Source organism: Streptomyces sp. NPDC050997 (genome assembly GCF_040660135.1).
GTDB lineage: Bacteria > Actinomycetota > Actinomycetes > Streptomycetales > Streptomycetaceae > Streptomyces.
In genome coordinates, this window is record NZ_JBFAGK010000020.1 from 105,402 (window position 1) to 121,571 (window position 16,170).

Consider the following 16,170-nt stretch of genomic DNA (forward strand, 5'->3'; position numbering starts at 1 on the left):
ATGGACGTGAACGCGGCGGTCGCCGCAGCAGCAGCGATCGCCGGTGTGCTCACCGGCGTCATCGCCGTGCTGGCGTTCCGCTGGAGCGAGCGGGAGCAGAAGCGCCCCACCCGCACCTCCCTGCACACCGACCCGGTACTTCCGCCGGGCGTGGACACCGTCCTGTCGGTGCTTCGCTCCTCCGCCGTCGTCCTCGACGAGGCCGACGCCGTGGTCAAGGCCAGCTCCGCGGCGTACGCCCTCGGACTGGTCCGCGGCGGCAGGCTCTCGGTGGAGCCCATGCTGCAGATGGCCCGGGACACCCGCCGTGACGGGGAGATACGCCAGGTCGAGCTGGATCTGCCGAGGCGGGGGACCGGGCGGGGCGAGGCTCTCGCCGTTTCCGCGCGGGTCGCCCCGCTCGGATCCCGGCTGGTACTGCTGCTCGTCGAGGACCTCACCGAGGCCCGGCGGATCGAAGCGGTACGACGTGACTTCGTCGCGAACGTCAGCCACGAGTTGAAGACCCCCGTCGGCGCGCTCTCCCTCCTCTCCGAGGCAGTGATGGGCGCTTCCGACGACCCGGAGGCGGTGGAACGCTTCGCCGGCCGTATGCAGATCGAGGCGACCCGGCTCACCAACCTGGTGCAGGAGCTCATCGACCTGTCGCGGGTACAGAACGACGATCCCCTGGAGGACGCCGAACCGGTCCGCGTCGACGAACTGGTCGCCGAGGCGATCGACCGCTGCCGGCACCAGGCCGGCGCCAAGAACATCACCATGGCCGCCGGCGGAACCGCCGACCTGCATGTCTGGGGCAACCGCGGCCAGCTCGCCGCCGCCCTCGGGAACCTCGTCGAGAACGCCGTCAACTACTCGCCCGCCCGCACCCGCGTGGGCATAGCCGCCCGCGGGGTCAACGCGCCCGGCGGGGACATGGTCGAGGTCGCCGTCACCGACCAGGGCATAGGGATCTCCGACAAGGAAAAGGAGCGTGTCTTCGAGCGCTTCTACCGTGTCGACCCGGCCCGCTCCCGTGCCACCGGCGGCACGGGCCTCGGCCTCGCCATCGTCAAGCACGTGGCCGCCTCGCACGGCGGGGAGGTCACGGTGTGGAGCGCCGAGGGACAGGGTTCCACCTTCACCCTGCGTCTGCCGGAGGCGGGCGCGGCCCGTGACCGCGCACACCAGCACCCCGACCTCGACGGTCCCGACGACTTCGACGATCCCGACGATCTCGACGGTTCTGACGATCTCGACGATCAGACCGGTCGGCACAGCGCCCCAACCCCCCCACCATCCTCTTACGAACCGCATCCCGCCCCGGAGGTCCTTCCGTGACCCGTGTGCTCGTCGTCGAGGACGAGGAGTCCTTCTCCGACGCCCTGTCGTACATGCTCCGCAAAGAGGGCTTCGAGGTCGCGGTCGCGACCACCGGGCCCGACGGACTCGACGAGTTCGAGCGCAACGGCGCCGACCTCGTCCTCCTCGACCTGATGCTGCCCGGCCTGCCGGGCACCGAGGTGTGCCGTCAGCTGCGCGGCCGCTCCAATGTCCCCGTCATCATGGTGACCGCCAAGGACAGCGAGATCGACAAGGTCGTCGGGCTGGAAATAGGAGCCGACGACTATGTGACCAAGCCCTTCTCCTCCCGCGAACTGGTCGCCCGCATCCGCGCGGTCCTGCGCCGCCGCGGCGAGCCGGAGGAGGTCAGCCCGGCCGCGCTGGAGGCGGGCCCGGTCCGGATGGACGTGGACCGCCACGTGGTGACGGTCTCCGGCTCCAAGGTCGACCTCCCCCTCAAGGAGTTCGACCTCCTGGAGATGCTGCTGCGCAACGCCGGCCGCGTCCTGACCCGTATGCAGCTCATCGACCGCGTCTGGGGCGCCGACTACGTCGGCGACACCAAGACCCTCGACGTCCACGTCAAGCGCCTGCGCGCCAAGATCGAGCCCGACCCGGGCGCGCCGCGGTACCTGGTGACGGTCCGGGGGCTCGGCTACAAGTTCGAGCCGTAAACCGCCCGCTCACGCGCACGAAGAAGGGCGGGACCTCGTGGAGAGGTCCCGCCCTTCTTTCGTACGACCACTCGGTGCCCGTACGTCGGCTCAGTGGCCCGCGGCCGGCGACTCCGTGATGCTCGCGGACGCCGCGTCGGTCGGGGTCGTCGTGTCGGCCGGGCTGTTCGCCTGAGACTCGGTCGCGGTGGGCGAGCCCGTCGTGGCGCCGCCCGGTTCCGTGCTCGTGCCCGGCTTCGTCGTGTCGCCCGGGGCGGAGGGGATCTCGGTCGGGCCCCACTTGGTGAAGTAGTGCTCGGCCGGGACGACGAAGGCACGCAGCTTGACGTCGCCGGTCTTGCTGAAGGTGAAGGTGACGTTCTGGGCGTTGCCGTTCTGGACGGACGCGCCGATCTCGTTCAGCGCGGCGGAGGCGTTGCCCTGGCCGCCGAGGATGATGGAGCCGTTGGCCGGGACGGTCAGCGCGCCCTTGCCCTTGGCGGGCGTGAGCTGGACGGCGCCACCGCCGGCGACGGTCACGGAGTCCAGGGTCTGTGCGGTGCTGCCGTTGTTGAACACCGCGGCGGAGATCACCGCCGGGCCCGTGGACTCGTCGTTGGGCTGGGTGATGACCACGACGTTCTGGAGCTCGATGTCCCCGAGACTGGTGGCCGCGTTGTCCGGCTTGACCTCCAGGGTCTGGGCGTTGCTGCCGGCGCCGCACGCGGCGAGCGAGGCGATCGAGAACGCGATGGCGGCGGTGGCGAGGGCACCGCGTCGAAGGCTGCTGCTCACGGCGGCGGCAACTCCTTGAGCTCGAGCGAGGCGGCCCGATTAAGCCGCGCTAAGTGTCTGTCAGCGGCCTCAGGTTACCGAGCCGTTCCCATCGCACTGCACCCGACCCTCCCCGAAGGTCCGCTTCCCTCGGCAAGGCGTTGTCGCATGGGTAGTCACACGTGTAGTCGCAGGGGTAGTCGCAGCGGTAGTCCCGCATCTAGTCGCGCATGTAGTCGCGCATCTAGTCCCACGTGCCACAGGTGACTCTCGGGTCACATTGACGCCCGCTCGTCCGCCATTCACATAAGCATCCCCCACGGGGCCCCGGGGATTTTGCGTGAAGGAATCCATGAACCCCGGAATTGATCACCGTTCGAGTGGTCGGGCAGCTCGGTGATCAATTCCGGATTCGCCTCGTTCTCGACTCCGTTCACCGAACGGAGTAGCGGAAGTCGCACACCTGCAACCGGACATATCGGGATGTTCGGTCGCCCGGGAGGGGCTCCGGATGCGTGTAACGTACGCGTTTCACCTCACCCGGAGAGCCGCTCCCACCTGCGAATACCTTCTTCCGCTCGGCCCGCGCAGCACGTTCCTGTTGCTGTTGTCAAGCCCCGAGATATGCCCTGACCTGCGAAAACGCCATTCAGAACCCGCCGTTTCCGTGTTACTCTTGATAGCCACGGAAGGGGTACCTGTCACATGACGTTCAAGGTTGGCGACACCGTGGTCTATCCCCATCACGGGGCCGCGCTGATCGAGGCTATCGAAACTCGCCAGATCAAAGGCGTGGACAAGACCTACTTGGTGCTGAAGGTCGCCCAGGGTGATCTGACGGTACGTGTGCCAGCGGACAATGCGGAGTTCGTCGGCGTGCGTGATGTGGTTGGTCAGGATGGACTGGACCGGGTCTTCGAGGTGCTGCGCGCGCCATACGCCGAGGAGCCCACGAACTGGTCGCGTCGTTACAAGGCAAACCTGGAGAAGCTCGCCTCCGGCGATGTCATCAAGGTCGCGGAAGTCGTACGTGACCTGTGGCGTCGTGAGCGCGAGCGCGGACTCTCCGCCGGTGAGAAGCGCATGCTCGCCAAGGCCCGCCAGATCCTGGTGAGCGAGCTCGCGCTCGCGGAGAACACGAACGAGGACAAGGCGGAGGCCCTGCTCGACGAGGTCCTCGCGTCCTGACGCCGGCGCAGGCCGCACCACGCAGCCCGCTCAACTCAGCACATTGAAATGCCGCGGTGCCCGATGACGTAGTGAAGTCGCCGGGCGCTGCGGCATGTTCGCGTTTCGGCGCCGTACGCGTGTTCGCCTCGGGAGTGACACCCCCGATACTGTGCGTGCCGGGTCCGGGCAGCCGACTCGACCAGGGTCACGGAAGGGTTCTGGTCAAGCTGTCGTACCCGGCACGCTGAGGCCATACCCACGTATGCCGAGCACACAAACCTGACAGGAACCGATGTCTGACGATTCGCGCCCCTCGCCTGCCGGAGCCCAGCCGACTGCCCAGCCGACTGCCCAACCGGCGGCCCAGCCGACTGCCCGGACCACCGCCCGGACCGCCGCCGTGATCCCGGCCGCCGGCCGCGGTGTGCGCCTCGGCCCGGGGGCACCCAAGGCGCTTCGCGCGCTGAACGGCACGCCCATGCTCATCCACGCGGTCCGCGCGCTCGCCGCGTCCCGAGCGGTCTCCCTGGTCGTCGTCGTGGCACCGCCCGAGGGCGCGCCCGAGGTCAAGTCACTGCTCGACGCGCACGCGCTGCCCGAGCGGACCGACTTCCTGGTCGTCCCGGGCGGCGAGAGCCGGCAGGAGTCCGTGCAGCTCGGCCTGGACGCGCTGCCGCCCGAGTACGACATCGTCCTCGTCCACGACGCCGCCCGGCCCCTCGTCCCGGTCGACACGGTGGACGCGGTCATCGAGACCGTACGAGGGGGAGCCGTGGCCGTAGTCCCCGCGCTGCCCCTCACGGACACCGTCAAGGAAGTCGAACCCGCCGCGACCCCGGGCGAGCCGGAGCCCGTCGTCGCCACTCCGGAGCGAGCCCGCCTCCGTGCCGTCCAGACCCCGCAGGGCTTCGACCGCGTGACCCTGGTCCGCGCCCACGAGACGGTCACCGGCGACGTCACCGACGACGCGAGCATGGTCGAGCAGCTCGGCGAGACGGTCGTGACCGTGCCCGGCCACGAGGAGGCCTTCAAGGTGACGCGCCCGCTGGACCTGGTCCTCGCCGAGGCGGTCCTGGCCCGCAGGAGGCTCAACGATGGCTTCTGAGGTTCCCCCGTACGTGCTGCCCCAGGTCGGCATCGGCACCGACATCCACGCCTTCGAGGAGGGCCGCGAGCTGTGGTGCGCCGGCCTGAAGTGGGAGGGCGAGGGCACCGGCCTGGCCGGGCACTCCGACGCGGACGTCGTCGCGCACGCCGCCTGCAACGCGCTGTTCTCGGCGGCCGGCCTCGGTGACCTCGGCCTGCACTTCGGCACCGGGCGCCCCGAATGGTCGGGTGCCTCCGGCGTCACGCTGTTGGCGGAGGCCGCCCGGATCGTCCGCGAGGCGGGCTTCACCGTCGGCAACATCGCCGTACAGGTCGTCGGGCCGCGCCCGAAGATCGGCAAGCGGCGGGACGAGGCCCAGAAGATCCTGTCGGAGGCGGCCGGCGCCCCGGTCTCGGTCTCCGGCGCGACCACGGACGGCCTCGGCTTCCCCGGACGCGACGAGGGCCTGATGGCGGTGGCGACGGCCCTGGTGGTGCGGACCGGGGTCTGAGGCGACGGCCCTGGTGGTGCGGACCGGAGTCTGAGGCGACGGCCCTCGTGCCGCGGACCGGCGTCTGGAGGGGGCCACCGCACCCCTCCCGTGGCTCGAACCCGCCCCCGGCCGGGGCCGAACGTCACGAATACGCCCTGCTTGAGCCGAAGGTCACAAGGCACTCCCCGGCGCCTACTACCCTGGAGTCGTGACTATTCGCCTGTACGACACCAGTGCCCGGCAGATTCGTGACTTCGCCCCGCTCCAGCCGGGTTGTGTCTCGATCTACCTGTGTGGTGCCACCGTGCAGGCCGCACCGCATATCGGGCACATCCGTTCGGGCCTGAACTTCGACATCATGCGCCGCTGGTTCGACTACCGCGGCTACGAGGTCACGTTCATCCGCAACGTCACCGACATCGACGACAAGATCATCACCAAGTCGGCCGACCAGGGCCGCCCCTGGTGGTCGATCGGGTACGAGAACGAGCGCGCGTTCAACGACGGCTACACCGTCCTCGGTTGCCTGCCGCCGACGTACGAACCGCGCGCCACCGGCCATGTCACCGAGATGGTCGAGATGATGCGCGGCCTCATCGAGCGCGGCCACGCCTACGAGTCCGACGGCAACGTCTACTTCGACGTGAAGTCGTTCCCGGAGTACCTGCGGCTGTCCAACCAGGAGCTGGACAACCTGCTCCAGCCCTCCGGCGACGGCGAGACCGGCAAGCGGGACCCCCGCGACTTCGCCATGTGGAAGGCGGCCAAGCCCGGCGAGCCCAGCTGGGAGACCCCGTGGGGCCGCGGCCGCCCCGGCTGGCACCTGGAGTGCTCGGCGATGGCGCACAAATACCTCGGCACCGTCTTCGACATCCACGGCGGCGGCCTGGACCTGATCTTCCCGCACCACGAGAACGAGATCGCCCAGGCCAAGGCCTACGGCGACGAGTTCGCCCGGTACTGGGTGCACAACGCCTGGGTCACCATGAGCGGCGAGAAGATGTCGAAGTCGCTCGGCAACTCGGTGCTCGTCTCCGAGATGGTCAAGGCGTGGCGCCCCATCGTGCTGCGCTACTACCTCGGCACCCCGCACTACCGCTCGATGATCGAGTACAGCGAGGAGGCCCTGCGCGAGGCCGAGTCCGCGTTCGCGCGGATCGAGGGCTTCGTGCAGCGCGTGGTGGAGAAGGCCGGGGCCGTCGAGCCCGCCGCCGAGGTGCCGCCCGCCTTCGCCGAGGCGATGGACGACGACCTGGGCGTCCCGCAGGCCCTCGCCATCGTGCACACCACCGTCCGGCAGGGCAACTCCGCACTGGCCGCCGACGACAAGGAAGCCGCGGTGGCCCGCCTTGCCGAGGTCCGCGCCATGCTCGGCGTCCTCGGCCTGGACCCGCTCGACCCGCACTGGGTCGGCGAGGCCGACCGCGGCGACACTGTGCTCAATAAAAGCGTGCACGGGGTCGTCGACAGCCTCGTACGCCTGGTCCTCGACCAGCGCGAGGCGGCGCGTGTCCGCAAGGACTGGACCACCGCGGACGCCATACGCGACCAGCTCAACCAGTCCGGGCTCGTCATCGAGGACGGACCGCAGGGACCCCGCTGGAGCCTCGGCCCGCGCTGAGCTCTTTCTTGATCGATTGTGCCGCCCGGCCGTCCGGGCGGCACACTGCATATACGTACACACGCACGCTTCGCCTCGCCGAGGCTTTTCCGAGAACAGACAGGTAGGTCATGGCAGCCAACAACCGCCGCATGTCCGGCAAGAAGGGCGCGCAGGTCGGCAGTGGCGGCCAGCGGCGCAAGGGCCTGGAGGGCAAGGGACCGACCCCGCCCGCCGAGGCGCGCAAGGGACACAAGAAGAACCGCATCTCCAACGCCAAGGCGAAGCAGGCGGTGCGCCGTCCCACAGCGCGCGGCCGGGGCGGCAAGGGCACGTCCGAGATGGTCGTGGGCCGCAACCCCGTCGTCGAGGCGCTGCGCGAGGGCGTGCCCGCGGTGACGCTCTACGTCCAGCAGTTCATCGACAACGACGAGCGCGTGCGCGAGGCGCTCCAGCTCGTCGCCGAGCGCGGCGGCATCCACCTCATGGAGGCCCCCCGCCCCGAGCTCGACCGCATGACCAACGGGCTCAACCACCAGGGCCTCGTCCTCCAGGTGCCGCCGTACGAGTACGCGCACCCCGAGGACCTCGCGAACGCCGCCTACGACAACGGCGAGGACCCGCTCATCGTCGTCCTCGACGGCGTCACCGACCCGCGCAACCTCGGCGCCGTCGTCCGGTCCGCCTCCGCCTTCGGCGGCCATGGCGTCGTCGTGCCGGAGCGGCGCGCGGCCGGCATGACCGCCGGTGCCTGGAAGACGTCCGCCGGTGCGGCCGCCCGTACGCCCGTCGCCCGCGCCACCAACTTGACGCGCACGCTGGAGGCGTACAAGAAGGCCGGCATCGCGGTCGTCGGCCTGGCCGCCGACGGTGAGGCCGAAATCGGCGACCTGCCGGCACTGGACGGCCCGGTCGTCATCGTCATCGGCAGCGAGGGCAAGGGCCTGTCCCGACTCGTCGGGGAGACCTGCGACGTCCGGGTACGGATCCCGATGCCGGGCGGGGCCGAGTCGCTCAACGCCGGTGTCGCGGCGGGCATCGTGCTGTACGAGGCCGCACGCCGACGCGCCTGAGCGACTGTTCGACATAGTCACCCACACGAGGCATTCCTGGTGTCCAGGAATGCCTTGACGGGGTCCGGACACATCCGCCCGGTCAAAGCAGTGTCCTAAACACACGTCACTCGGTTAGATGAGTGTGGACACCAGAACACCCCGCACACCCTCGGGGGACGGCCCGTCGGGATACGACGACGCTCCCGCGCTGAGCATGGTGAAGGTGCCGAGCGATCCGGCGCAGATCATCGTCAACCATGCGAGCTTCCGCGTGCAGTTGGGCGCGTCCTCCCGGCGTACCCAATCGCCGCGGGTCGCACGGCACTTGAGCGCCACCGCGGACGCCGCGCGCATGCCCGCCGTCGGCGCGGTCGGCAGACCGGGCGCGAGCGCGGGCGCCCGCCGCCGCCCCGTCGTGTGGAGCGGCAAGTCCGCCCCCGACGACACCGGCGCCCACCGCCTGCTCCAGGCCGTGCGGGGCGGCAGCATCCGCTACGGCGAGGAACCGGCCCCGTCCGCCGACACCGGAGCCACCCAGGTCATCCCCCGCGTCGACATCAACGGCGGCTACGGCGGCCAGGGTTACGCCGACGGCCCCGGCGCCCTCGACCAGACCGTCGAGACCCCGGTCGTGGGCGCCCAGCGCACCCCCGCCTCCGAAGGCACCCGACTTCTGCCGAACATGCGGACCGTGGGCAGCGCCTACGACGAACCCGCCTTCCAAGCCCCCGCCTACGACGAACCCGACTACCACGAACCCGCCTACACGGACGAGGAGTTCGAGGAGTACGAGGACACCGGCGCGGACCGCGACCACCGCGCCAAGCGCCACAGCGACGACCCCGCCCGGCACGCCTACTACCCGGGCCGCCGCATGAACCTCGGCGTCGTCCTCCTCCCGCTGCGTGTCTTCCTCGGCTTCATCTCCGTCTACACCGGCATGGGCAAGCTCTGCGACCCCGTCTACTTCGACGGCGGCGAGCGCGGCTCCATGGTCAAGTGGCTCAACACCCTGCATCCCTGGGAAGCGGCCGAACCGCTCAGGCAGTTCGCCCTCCAGCACCCCGTCGGCGCCGGGCTCGTCATCGCCTTCCTCCAGGTCATCGTGGGCGTCCTCACGATCCTGGGCTGCTGGCAGCGGGTCGCCGCGGTGGTCGGCGCCGGCCTGTCCGCCGCACTCCTGGTCACCGTCAGCTGGAAAAGCACCCCCGCCTACGACACCCCCGACATCATCTTCCTCGCCGCCTGGTCCCCGCTGATCATCGCCGGCGCCCCCGTCTACTCCATCGACGGCCGCCTCGCCGGCAGCGCCTGGCGCCGCCTCGGACCCCGCGCCGACATCTGGGAACTGCGCCGCTACGTCCTGCGCCGCGGCGCCCTCATCTCCGCCATCGCCGCCGGGATCACCCTCCTCACCGGCTCGCTGCTCGGCGGTGCCGTCCGCGACGCCGACCGCGTGGTCGTCCCCGGACCCGGCGAGGCCCCGCGCAACGAACTCCCCGGCTCCCCGCTCCCGCAGGACCCCGCCAAGCGCCACAAGGCGACCCCGTCCGCCTCCGGCTCGCCCACCCAGGGCGCCACCGCCGGAGCGGCCAGCACCCCGACCGCCGACGCCACCACCCCGGGCGCCACCCGGGACGCCGGCACCGCGACCGGCGGAGCGCCCAGCCAGACCCAGGGCACCGTGGGCCAGGCCCCGCCTCAGCAGTCCGCCCCGGACCAGCAGGCCCCCAGCACCAGCTCCGGCCCCACCTCCGGCGGCAGCGCCACCGGCGGCGACAGCTCGACCGGCGGCGCGGGCAGCACCGGCGGGACCGGTGGCAGCGGCAGCACCGGTGGCACCGGCGGCTCAGGCGGATCAGGCTCATCCTCCGGCCAACAGGGCCTTGTGGGCGGCCTGTTGGGGTAACCCAGCCGGTGGGCGGAGTTCTGGGCACGCCCGCCGGCTGAACAACACCTCGCCCATACGCCGAAGGGGCCCCGCACGATGGACGCGCGGGGCCCCTTCGGCATGTACGTCATACGGAACCGAAACGCCCTCAGGGGCGCGGGCCGTATGGAGGTGCGGCTCCACCACGTGGGCACAACCAGCCACCACCGGGCCGCGGCCGGGACGGGTCCCGCGGCCGGGACAGGGCCCGTAGTGGGGACGCGGTACGCAGCCGGGACGCTGTCCGCGGCCGCGACAACGGCTCGCGGCCGGGACGGGTCCCGCGGCCGGGACAGGGCCCGTAGCGAGGACGTGGTAGGCAGCCGGGATGCTGTCCGCAGCCGGGACAGGGCCTGCGGCCGGGACAGGGGCCGTAGTGGGGACGCGGTACGCAGCCGGGATGCTGTCCGCAGCCGCGACAACGGCTCGCGGTCGGGACAGGGCCCTCAGCCGGGACAGAGCCCGTAGCGGGGACGCGGCTCGTGGCCGGGACAGGGCGGCCCTCAGCCGCCCAACGGCGGCGGCCTCAACGTCCCATCGCGGCCAGCTCCTTCGCGGCCTCCGTCAGGTCCTTCGCGGTGTCGATGGCGCGCCAGTACGCCCCCTGCGGAATCGGGAACCCGGCCAGCCGGCGCTCCCGCGCGAGGTGGGGGAAAGTCGTCCGCTCGTGGTCACCACGCTCGGGCAGCAGATCGACGAACTCCGGGGAGAGCACATAGACACCCGCGTTGATCTCGAACGTCGACGGCGGGGCCTCGATGAAGTCGGTGATGTGCCCGAAGCCATCCGTCTGCACCGCCCCCCACGGAATCCGCGGACGCGCCAGCGCGAGGGTCGCGACCGCGTCACGCTCGGTGTGGAAGTCCGCCATGTCGCGCAGCGAGAAACGGGTCCAGATGTCGCCGTTCGTGGCGTACCAGGGGCGATCCGGATGGGGGAGACGCGCGGCGGCGTACTTGAGGCCGCCGCCACGGCCCAGCGGCTCGGACTCGACGACCGTCTGCACGTTCAGCGGCAGATCCGCGGAGTCCAGCCACTGCCGCAGAACGTCCGCGAGATGACCGCAACTGACCACCACGTCCGTCACGCCCTCTTCCGCGAGCCAGACAAGCTGATGGCCGATGATCGGAGTCCCCGTGCCGGGGATCTCGACCATCGGCTTGGGCCGGTCGTCGGTGTAGGGACGCAGCCGGGAACCCTGGCCACCGGCCAGGATCACGGCTTGAACGGGGCGGGACGCGGCGTTCGGATCGGTCATGATCCGAACTGTACGTGGCGCCCCGCCCCCGGCCGGGCCCGGAAACCGTTCCTTGTTCAGCCGTTACCGCCCTCCCCCGGCCGGGCGGGCGGTAACGGACTCCGGGCGCTCAGCTGTGCGCCGCCGCGACGCCCGTGGCGAAGGACGTGTCGCAGACCGGGCGGGCGTACGACTGCGCGCGCGTGGGCCCGTACACACGGACCGCGGCACGGCCCAGGGCCCTGGCGATGGACACGCAGTGCTTCGCCAGCGACGGGCGGCCGTTGACGGCCTCCTGGAGGTGCGTGAGGGCGATGCCGGGGTCCTTCTCCTGGAGTTCGGTCAGGAGCCGGCCCCGCAGTACGTCCTGCGGGGCCCGGGGGGCGTGCGGCTTGGCGTCGGACAGGGTGGCGTCCGATGCCGTGAGCACCGAGTTCGAGGGGTTCCCCGACCAGTTGACTCGGGTGACCGCGAGGGTCCCGGAGAGCACCAGGACGACGGGCAGGACGAGGGCGAGGGAGCGGCCGATCCGGCGGGCGGGGCCCTGGCCGCGTCGCGTCGGTTGGTTAGTGGAGTGCTTCACGCGAGTGAGGGTAGCGCGGGGTGATGATTTGGCGACATTTAGTCACCGGTTCGGGGGATGAACTGGTGCCTTTTTCTGGGTAGGGGGTTGACGCACACTGCTCGAAATGACCGGTCTGCCGGGGTATTTGTCGACAACGAAGAGGGCCCCGCAGCAGGCTGCGGGGCCCTCTTCGTCAACAAGGGTGAATTACCCCGGTTGGTCGCTCTGTTCGCCTCAGTCGGTGAGGCGCTCGCCCGTGGAGGTCGAGAACACGTGGGTCTCGCCCGGACGCGGCACGACGTGCAGCGTGGCGCCCTTCTCCGGAACCGCGCGGCCGCTGACGCGGACGACCAGGTCCTTGAGCTCGTCGTCGACCTTGGCGCTGCCGTAGACGTAACCGTCGGCGCCGAGCTCCTCGACGACGTTCACGGAGACCGCGAGGCCCGCCGGGGCGTCCTCGGAGTCCTTCGTCAGGGCCGCGGCGGCGGCACCGTTGTGCTCGACGATGTCGAAGTGCTCGGGGCGGACGCCGACGGTGACCGTGGTGTCACCCTTGTCGGAGGCGGCCTTGAGGGCCTCGCGGTTGACCGGCACCACGGAGTTGCCGAACTTCACACCGCCGTCGGTGATCGGGACCTCGACGAGGTTCATCGCCGGGGAGCCGATGAAGCCGGCGACGAAGAGGTTGTTCGGGCGGTCGTACATGTTGCGCGGCGAGTCGACCTGCTGGAGCAGACCGTCCTTGAGGACGGCGACCCGGTCGCCCATCGTCATGGCCTCGACCTGGTCGTGGGTCACGTAGACGGTGGTGATGCCGAGACGGCGCTGCAGCGACGCGATCTGCGTACGCGTCGACACACGGAGCTTGGCGTCCAGGTTGGACAGCGGCTCGTCCATGAGGAACACCTGCGGCTCACGCACGATGGCGCGACCCATGGCGACACGCTGACGCTGACCACCGGAGAGCGCCTTCGGCTTGCGGTCCAGGTAGTCCGTGAGGTCGAGGATCTTCGCGGCCTCCTCGACCTTCTGCCTGATCTCCGCCTTGTTCACGCCGGCGATCTTGAGCGCGAAGCCCATGTTGTCGGCGACGCTCATGTGCGGGTACAGGGCGTAGTTCTGGAACACCATGGCGATGTCCCGGTCCTTCGGCGGCAGGTGCGTGACGTCACGGTCACCGATGCGGATGGCGCCGGCGTTCACGTCCTCGAGCCCCGCGAGCATGCGGAGCGAGGTGGACTTGCCGCAACCGGACGGACCGACCAGTACGAGGAACTCCCCGTCCTCGATGTCGATCTCAAGGGCGTCGACGGCGGGCTTGGTGGAACCCGGGTACACCCGGGTCGCCTTGTCGAACGAGACAGTGGCCATGGTTACAGGGCCCCCTTCTACCGGCAGGAACGTGCCGGACGATCCGTTGTAGGAAGGTGGTGAGCCGCCCCGGGCCATGCCCAGGGTGGTGTAGTCCACACAGTGAACTGGGTCAGGACGGTACCCGGCGTTTGCCCGGCTGTCAGTACCTCGGGGACGGTGAACTTCGGGGAAACTCTCGACAGGGCGGGTCCGCGGGGTGGGTACACTGCGTGGGCACGTAGGCGCGAGGCGCGTACGGGCCTCCTTAGCTCAGTTGGCCAGAGCAACGCACTTGTAATGCGTAGGTCGTCGGTTCGAATCCGACAGGGGGCTCTGAAAAGCCCAGGTCAGGGTCCCTCTGGCCTGGGCTTTCGCATGCTCTGGGCGGCATCTCGGGCCGTCTGCGCCTGGCTCAGTACCTCCGTGCTGTCGATGAACTGGTCGACGGCGCCGGTCAGGGGGAGGGCGCGGATGGCGGGGTCGGTGATGCGGGCGCGGAGGGCCTGGGTGAAGCGTTCCGCTCGTAGGACCTGGAAAGGGCGGGCGTGGTACGGGCGGGTGTGGGGGTCCACGCGGTCTGTGAGGCCGAGCTGGTTGTGGAGGCCCGCGACCGTCTCGTAGGCCGTCGCGAGGTGGGACTCGCGGGTGCGCCAGTGGGTGGCGGCGAGGGCCGCGGTGAGGGACGGGGTGAGGCGGTCGGCCGCGGAGGTGCGGGCGAAGGCGCTGCCGAGCCATTTGCTGTACGGCGGGTAGCGGCGGTCCATGAGGAGGCACAGCCGCATCAGGTCCCGGGCCAGGCGGGCGGTGACGACGGCGGAGCCGAGTTCGTCGCCGACCTCGCCGCAGCGGCCGACGAAGGCTTCTTCCTGGGAGATGCGCTGCCACTGGCAGGCCAGGATGTGGAGCCAGAGGTCGCGGGGGTACCAGCGCAGGGCGGCTCGGGCGGGGGCGAGGACATGGAGGCCGTCGTGGAAGACGGCGCCGGCGGTGACCTCGGCGAGGAGCTGGGTGGGGGTGGCGAGCCAGTCGGCCGGGGTGAGGGGGGAGGTCGGGTCGAGTCCGAGGGTGGCGGTGAACCAGGAGGAGACGTGGGTGACTTCGACGCGGTGGTGGACGGGGCCGTCGGTGGCCCGCATGACGCGGATGTCGCGGGTCTCGTCGGTGGCGGCGAAGTGGGTGGGGTAGCCGTGGAAGGTCTTCGGGAGGTGTTCGGCGAGCATGTGTCTGATGCGGCCGGAGTGCCGGGAGACGTCCCGGGGGCGGAGGAACAGCTGGAGGCGTGGGCCCCATTCGTGGTCCGCCGAGCGGGCGGTGTCGAAGCCGAGGACTTCGGAGCCGCCGCCGATGCGCGCGGCGGAGTGGGGGATGCCGGCGGCGGCCTCCTCCAGTAAGGGGCGTACGGCTTCTGTGTAGAACCGGCGAGAGAGTTCGAGGCCGGGTAAGAAGGCGGGCATGTTCGTGGGGCTCGTTCCAGTGATGCTCACGCCGGTGAGCCGTGCCCATTCAGTGCGGCGTCATGCGCGATACCTTCACAAGCGCCTGATCTGTGAGCCGGTACACACTCCACTCGTCCTGGCGGCGGGCGCCGAGGGCCTCGTAGAAGGCGATGGAGGGGGCGTTCCAGTTGAGGACGGCCCACTCCAGGCGGGCGTAGCCGCGGTCGACGCAGAGGCGGGCCAGTTCGGTGAGGAGGGCCTTGCCGTGGCCGGCGCCTCGGGCGGTGGGGCGGACGTAGAGGTCCTCCAGGTAGATGCCATGGACGCCGCGCCAGGTGGAGAAGTTGAGGAACCAGATGGCGTAGCCGATCGGTTCGCCTGTGGTGTCGTCGGTGGCGATGAGGGCGTGGGTCGTGGGGTGGTCGGTGAAGAGGGCGTCGTGGAGTTGCTGCTCGGTGGCCTTGACTTCTTCCAGGGCCTTCTCGTAGTCGGCGAGTTCGCGGATGAGGGTGTGCAGGGCGGGGACGTCGGCGGGGGTGGCGGGTCGGATCATGGGCGCAGGTTAGTGGGCGCAGGCTAGTGGGCGGGGCTTCTGAGGCGGCGGGCGATTTCCAGTTGTTCCGCCTGTAGGGGGCGGCCGTCCTCGATGTCCCACAGGCAGTTCTGCAGGACGCGTCCGAGGGACCAGGCGCGGGCGCGGGAGCGGTCCAGGCCGAGGACGTCGGTCATGGCGTCGAAGCGCCAGGGGATCTCGTCGGCGTCGAAGCGGTTCCAGAGGGCGGGGAGCAGTTCGAAGCCGGGGTCGCCGGCGAGGGGTTTGGGGTCGATGGCGAGCCAGGGGGCGCGGTCGGCGGCGAGGACGTTGTCGTAGTGGAGGTCCCAGTGCAGAAGCCGGTCGCCGGGGTCGGCGGCGACCTCGCGTACGGCGGCCGCGCAGTCGGCGACGAGGTGGCGGTCCTCGGGGTCCGGGATGTGTTCGAGGGCGGCGGGGGTGCTGTCGAGCATGGCCCGGGTGATGTCGCCGAGCCGGCGCATGCCGTGGGGTGCGGGGGTGGTGGTGAGGTGGGCCAGCAGGCGGGCGATGACGAGGGCCGCTTCGCGGGAGTCGGGCAGGTGCGACAGCATGCGGGCCGGGTCGAGGCGTTCCAGGAGCATGGTGCCGGTGGTGGGGTCGTGGTCGAGCAGTCGTACGGCTCCGTCGCCGTGCCAGGCCCGTAGGGCGACGGGTTCGCCTTCGCTCTCCGCGTCGAGGAGTTGGAGTTTCAGGACGGCCGGGGTGGTGTCGGTGCGGCGGACCACCGGGAGGATCAGGGCGGAGACGCCGTGCATGGGCGGGCCGTCGAGCCGTAGCTCCCAGCGGTCGAGGAAGTCCGCGGCCAGGTCCGGCAGTCGGGCGATGAAGGCGTGTCCCGCGGCGCCGTTGTACTTCCGCTGTGCGGTGGCCAGTCCCTCCGGAATGTCGATCACGGGTCCGACGATACTTGCGTGCGTGAA

The 16,170-nt window shown here is 70.5% G+C and carries 15 protein-coding genes and 1 tRNA gene; 9 read left to right on the forward strand and 7 right to left on the reverse strand.

Annotated features, from left to right (window positions below):
• Together AB0H86_RS34350 and AB0H86_RS34355 are read left to right on the forward strand one after the other, a co-directional pair.
• Positions 1–1,320: an ATP-binding protein gene (locus AB0H86_RS34350; protein ID WP_362447938.1), complete on the forward strand. Its 1,320-nt coding sequence runs from the start codon at positions 1–3 to the stop codon at positions 1,318–1,320.
• Positions 1,317–1,997 carry a response regulator transcription factor gene (locus AB0H86_RS34355; protein WP_266890667.1) on the forward strand — a complete coding sequence of 227 codons (681 nt, stop codon included), beginning with the start codon at positions 1,317–1,319 and terminating at the stop codon, positions 1,995–1,997. Before AB0H86_RS34350 ends, AB0H86_RS34355 begins: the two co-directional genes overlap by 4 nt.
• Before the next feature lie 90 nt (positions 1,998–2,087).
• On the opposite strand, the gene AB0H86_RS34360 is transcribed toward AB0H86_RS34355, so the two are convergent.
• A complete protein-coding gene (locus AB0H86_RS34360; RefSeq protein ID WP_362447941.1) occupies positions 2,088–2,771 on the reverse strand; it encodes a DUF461 domain-containing protein in 684 nt (227 codons plus the stop codon).
• A gap of 684 nt (positions 2,772–3,455) precedes the next feature.
• On the opposite strand from AB0H86_RS34360, the gene AB0H86_RS34365 reads away from it, so the two are divergent.
• From AB0H86_RS34365 to AB0H86_RS34390, 6 genes are all read left to right on the forward strand, one after another.
• Entirely contained in the window at positions 3,456–3,938 is a 483-nt protein-coding gene (locus tag AB0H86_RS34365; protein WP_003953493.1) for a CarD family transcriptional regulator, read from the forward strand.
• A 274-nt stretch (positions 3,939–4,212) separates the two neighbouring features.
• A complete protein-coding gene (ispD, locus tag AB0H86_RS34370; RefSeq protein WP_362447944.1) occupies positions 4,213–5,025 on the forward strand; it encodes a 2-C-methyl-D-erythritol 4-phosphate cytidylyltransferase in 813 nt (270 codons plus the stop codon).
• Positions 5,015–5,518, forward strand: coding sequence for a 2-C-methyl-D-erythritol 2,4-cyclodiphosphate synthase (ispF, locus tag AB0H86_RS34375; protein ID WP_362447947.1), 504 nt, complete (start codon positions 5,015–5,017; stop codon positions 5,516–5,518). The genes ispD and ispF overlap by 11 nt, the downstream gene beginning before the upstream one ends.
• 190 nt (positions 5,519–5,708) lie before the next feature.
• Positions 5,709–7,121 carry a cysteine--tRNA ligase gene (gene cysS / locus AB0H86_RS34380; protein ID WP_362447950.1) on the forward strand — a complete coding sequence of 471 codons (1,413 nt, stop codon included), beginning with the start codon at positions 5,709–5,711 and terminating at the stop codon, positions 7,119–7,121.
• A 110-nt stretch (positions 7,122–7,231) separates the two neighbouring features.
• Positions 7,232–8,173 (forward strand): 23S rRNA (guanosine(2251)-2'-O)-methyltransferase RlmB, encoded by a 942-nt coding sequence (gene rlmB / locus AB0H86_RS34385; RefSeq protein ID WP_362447953.1) that lies wholly within the window; start codon positions 7,232–7,234, stop codon positions 8,171–8,173.
• Positions 8,174–8,291: 118 nt separating this feature from the next.
• Positions 8,292–10,064: a DoxX family membrane protein gene (locus AB0H86_RS34390; protein WP_362447956.1), complete on the forward strand. Its 1,773-nt coding sequence runs from the start codon at positions 8,292–8,294 to the stop codon at positions 10,062–10,064.
• 547 nt (positions 10,065–10,611) lie between these two features.
• Here AB0H86_RS34390 and AB0H86_RS34395 read toward each other — a convergent pair.
• The 3 genes from AB0H86_RS34395 to ugpC form a co-directional block, all read right to left on the reverse strand.
• Positions 10,612–11,343, reverse strand: coding sequence for a nucleotidyltransferase family protein (locus tag AB0H86_RS34395; RefSeq protein WP_362447959.1), 732 nt, complete (start codon positions 11,341–11,343; stop codon positions 10,612–10,614).
• A 109-nt stretch (positions 11,344–11,452) separates the two neighbouring features.
• Complete coding sequence (locus AB0H86_RS34400; RefSeq protein WP_362447962.1) at positions 11,453–11,905, reverse strand: hypothetical protein; 453 nt, start codon at positions 11,903–11,905, stop codon at positions 11,453–11,455.
• A 216-nt stretch (positions 11,906–12,121) separates the two neighbouring features.
• The gene (gene ugpC, locus AB0H86_RS34405) at positions 12,122–13,258 is read right to left on the reverse strand and encodes a sn-glycerol-3-phosphate ABC transporter ATP-binding protein UgpC (RefSeq protein ID WP_362447964.1); all 1,137 of its coding nucleotides are present in this window, start codon (positions 13,256–13,258) and stop codon (positions 12,122–12,124) included.
• 241 nt (positions 13,259–13,499) lie between these two features.
• On the opposite strand from ugpC, the gene AB0H86_RS34410 reads away from it, so the two are divergent.
• Positions 13,500–13,573: transfer RNA gene (locus AB0H86_RS34410), tRNA-Thr, on the forward strand.
• Between the two features lie 14 nt (positions 13,574–13,587).
• Here AB0H86_RS34410 and AB0H86_RS34415 read toward each other — a convergent pair.
• The 3 genes from AB0H86_RS34415 to AB0H86_RS34425 are packed head-to-tail and all read right to left on the reverse strand — an operon-like array spanning position 13,588 to position 16,143.
• Entirely contained in the window at positions 13,588–14,694 is a 1,107-nt protein-coding gene (locus tag AB0H86_RS34415; protein WP_362447967.1) for a DUF4037 domain-containing protein, read from the reverse strand.
• Between the two features lie 49 nt (positions 14,695–14,743).
• Positions 14,744–15,229: a GNAT family N-acetyltransferase gene (locus AB0H86_RS34420; RefSeq protein WP_362447970.1), complete on the reverse strand. Its 486-nt coding sequence runs from the start codon at positions 15,227–15,229 to the stop codon at positions 14,744–14,746.
• Positions 15,230–15,252: 23 nt separating this feature from the next.
• A complete protein-coding gene (locus AB0H86_RS34425) occupies positions 15,253–16,143 on the reverse strand; it encodes an aminoglycoside phosphotransferase family protein (RefSeq protein WP_362447973.1) in 891 nt (296 codons plus the stop codon).
• Positions 16,144–16,170 lie beyond the last annotated feature (27 nt).